Source organism: Ferrigenium sp. UT5, from assembly GCF_045866295.1.
In the GTDB taxonomy this organism is placed as follows: domain Bacteria; phylum Pseudomonadota; class Gammaproteobacteria; order Burkholderiales; family Gallionellaceae; genus Sideroxyarcus.
Map to the genome: position 1 here is coordinate 1 of NZ_BAAFRY010000047.1, position 2,854 is coordinate 2,854.

Sequence of the window (2,854 nt, forward strand, 5' to 3'; positions counted from 1 at the left end):
TTCTGCGTGTGCTTGGCGGCTCACGTCTGGAGTTTCGCTGATGGACTCCCGTATATGTCAAACTTTTACTGCCACCCCGGCATAGCCGGGGGATTTCCCTTCATGGGTTAATCAGTAGCACTGGCTGTCCGGGCAACTTGAGGGTTTCTGTTGCCGGTGAGGCGGTGTTGCGTTGTTGATGCGATCGGTTTTCCCGCTGGATTTTTTTCGGAACCACACAGGGAGATGCAAATGAATTTGAATGTCACCACCGTCTTGAACGTCATCGCCATTTTGATCATGTTTTATTGCCTGTATCTGGTGTTGTCCCTCAAATCCAGCATACCCGGCGGAGTGGTGGGCAAGCGCTGGAATTTTCTGACCGCATTGGTGATGCTGTTCAGCGTTGGCTATCTCGCCACCCCATTCTTTGACCTGCTGCCCGCTGACATTCAGCGTCTGGTCGTGTCATCCATCTTTGTATTTGGTGCGGTTTATGTGGTGGTCACTGTCCGGCTTATCTTTAACATCATTCGTGAACTAACCGAATAATCCGGGATGGCCATGCAGCAAAACCTGGTTTTGTACCGCACCCGGAAGGGGGAGGAAATCTTGCTGAGCCACGGCCGTGAACTTTCGGCCAATCAGCGCCGTGCCTTGCTGGTCGTCAATGGCAAGGCAACGCTGGCCGAACTGGGGGCGACCGTGTTTTGGGTCAGCGATGTTGTGGCGACGCTGGAGGAGTTGCTGGCGCTGGGCTACATCGACGACCAAGCCTTGGCAGACGGTTCCATCGTCCAGCCCGCAGATTCGGGTCCTTCACTGAAGAGTCGGCTGGCCGCAATCGCCCACGAATTGTTGGGCGAGCACGCCCAACGCATCATCAGAAAAGTGGAAGAATCGGAAGATACGCCGGAAGCGCTGGAGCAGGTGTTGACCGGCTGCAAGAAGCTGATCAAATTGACGATCAGCGAGGAAATGGCTGATACCTTTCTGCAACGCGGACGCAAAGCGATCGGAAAATAAGCGCTGCTCAAACCGGATTGAATCCGGCAAGGCAGAATTTCCGGTGGTCAACCCGGGAATACTTTCGATTTCAGCAACACCCATACCGCACCGCCGCCCCCCGCATTCGGCGGCGCTTCACAAAACGCCAGCACCGCAGCATGTTGCGTCAGCCAGTGGCGGGTGTGCACCTTCAATATCCCGTCGCGGCCTTCGCTGCGCCAGCCTTTGCCGTGGATCACGCTGACGCAGCGGAGTCCGCGTTGTGTTGCCTGATGCAGGAATTCCGCCAACAGCTTTCTGGACTGATCGCTGTTGAGGCCGTGCAAATCCAGGCTGTCCTGCGGCGGCCATGTGCCGTGCCTTAGTTTGCGCAGGGTCATGCGGTTGAGACCGTTGCTCAGGTATTCGGTGGCGGCGGTGTCGCCCGCACCGTAGTCGGATAGGTCGTCAGCGATGGATGGCGAATTTAGCGGGGTGTCTTTTGTTCTGATGGGTTTGGGAGTGGGGAGAACGCGGCCATCCGGCTTGAGCGGCACCACGTCTTCCAGGGCTTGCCGGAACAAGTCGTTGGTTTGAAACTCGCCCAGCGATTCGTTTGCCCCATCTCCCTCCGGGGGAGGGGTGGGGTGGGGGCGGGTAGGGCGGATTTCATTATCAGGAACGGCGTTTCTGCCATGTCCATCATCTTGCCCCGGCCTACTTTTCACGACTTATCCCAGCGCGGCGAGGTATTTATCCGCATCCAGTGCGGCCATGCAGCCGGTCGCGGCGCTGGTGCAGGCCTGGCGATAGATGTGGTCCTGCACATCGCCGGCGGCGAATACACCGGGGATGCTGGTTTGCGTTGCATTGCCGTTGCGACCGCCTTGGGTCACCAGGTAACCGTTCTCCATCTCCAGTTGTCCGGCGAAGATGTCGGTGTTGGGTTTGTGGCCGATGGCGATGAACACGCCGTCCACCTTGATTTCCTGTGTGCCGCCGTTTTGCACGTTCTTCAGGCGTGCGCCAGTGACGCCGCTGTCGTCGCCCAGGACTTCGTCCAGCACCTGATGCAGTTGCAGGGTGATCTTGCCTTCCTTCACTTTTTCCATCAGGTGATCGACCATGATGCGTTCGGCGCGGAAACTGTCGCGGCGGTGAATCAGCGTGACGTGGCTGGCAATGTTGGCCAGGTAGAGCGCCTCCTCCACGGCCGTATTGCCGCCGCCGACCACGGCCACCGGCTTGTTGCGGTAGAAGAACCCGTCGCAGGTGGCGCAGCCGGACACGCCCTTGCCCATGAACGCTTCTTCCGACGGCAGGCCGAGATATTGCGCGGAGGCACCCGTGCAGATGATGAGCGCATCGCAGGTGTAGGTTCCTGCATCGCCGATCAGGGTGAACGGTTTCTGTTGCAGTTTGGCGGTGTGGATGTGGTCGAACACGATTTCGGTGTTGAACCGTTCGGCGTGCTGCTGGAAACGTTGCATCAGTTCCGGCCCCTGCACGCCGTTCACATCGGCAGGCCAGTTATCGACTTCGGTGGTGGTCATGAGTTGTCCGCCTTGTGCCATGCCGGTGATGAGCACCGGTTTCAGGTTTGCGCGTGCGGCATACACGGCGGCGGTGTAGCCGGCAGGACCGGAACCGAGGATGAGGAGACGGTGGTGTTGTGCGGGCTTTTCCATGATATTTGCAGGGCTTTACGAGGATTGAACAGACCGAAATTTAACAGTGGGCGGAAGGGCTGTCGAGTAAAACACGTGTGCGTGTTAGCTGTTGGCGCGCGTTTAAAACTACCCAGTTCTGCGCGTTGAATTTTACCCAGGCACTTTAGCCACCTCCGGGGAGGCGGCGTTGGTCAGTGTAGCTCAGTTTTTCCATTTTT

At 58.0% G+C, this 2,854-nt stretch carries 4 protein-coding genes; 2 read left to right on the forward strand and 2 right to left on the reverse strand.

The features are described from left to right. Positions 1-231 precede the first annotated feature (231 nt). Both ACKTSJ_RS10975 and ACKTSJ_RS10980 read left to right on the forward strand, forming a co-directional pair. Entirely contained in the window at positions 232-531 is a 300-nt protein-coding gene (locus ACKTSJ_RS10975; RefSeq protein ID WP_407900186.1) for a hypothetical protein, read from the forward strand. Positions 532-591: 60 nt separating this feature from the next. Beyond that, positions 592-1,005 (forward strand): hypothetical protein, encoded by a 414-nt coding sequence (locus ACKTSJ_RS10980; protein WP_407900188.1) that lies wholly within the window; start codon positions 592-594, stop codon positions 1,003-1,005. 47 nt (positions 1,006-1,052) lie between these two features. Here the strand turns inward: ACKTSJ_RS10980 and ACKTSJ_RS10985 are convergent, their stop codons facing one another. Then, on the reverse strand, positions 1,053-1,550 hold the full coding sequence (locus ACKTSJ_RS10985; RefSeq protein ID WP_407900190.1) for a Smr/MutS family protein: 498 nt from the start codon (positions 1,548-1,550) through the stop codon (positions 1,053-1,055). 147 nt (positions 1,551-1,697) lie between these two features. Beyond that, on the reverse strand, positions 1,698-2,654 hold the full coding sequence (gene trxB, locus ACKTSJ_RS10990) for a thioredoxin-disulfide reductase (RefSeq protein ID WP_407900192.1): 957 nt from the start codon (positions 2,652-2,654) through the stop codon (positions 1,698-1,700). Positions 2,655-2,854: the final 200 nt, after the last annotated feature.

Bases quoted from the DNA above. Each gene is read 5' to 3' on its own strand.
- ACKTSJ_RS10975 (WP_407900186.1), top strand. From the start codon at position 232: ATGAATTTGAATGTCACCACCGTCTTGAACGTCATCGCCATTTTGATC.
- trxB (WP_407900192.1), bottom strand. From the start codon at position 2,654: ATGGAAAAGCCCGCACAACACCACCGTCTCCTCATCCTCGGTTCCGGT.